1 protein-coding gene is annotated in these 247 nt (G+C 42.1%); it reads left to right on the forward strand.

What is annotated here, in order from left to right; translation table 11 throughout:
• On the forward strand, positions 1-247 hold a 247-nt coding region (locus R0K30_RS22985; RefSeq protein ID WP_486304039.1), incomplete at both ends, for a copper amine oxidase.

Here is a 247-nt window from a genome sequence, read left to right on the forward strand (position 1 = left end):
GGTTATTTAATCGTCTTAGCTTTATGGATAAACAAATTTGGGTGACAAAATACAAGACGAATGAGTTATATCCAGAGGGTACTTATCCCAATCGCTCTGACAAAGATACGGGGCTAGGAGCCTTTGTTGCAGATGATGAAAATATTCATAACAAAGATTTGGTGGTGTGGCTAACCACGGGCACTACGCATATAGCCCGGGCTGAAGAATGGCCTATTATGCCAACAGAGTGGGTGAATATTCTGCT

The organism is Bacillus sp. SIMBA_154 (assembly GCF_046536015.1).
Classification (GTDB): domain Bacteria; phylum Bacillota; class Bacilli; order Bacillales; family Bacillaceae; genus Bacillus; species Bacillus pumilus_P.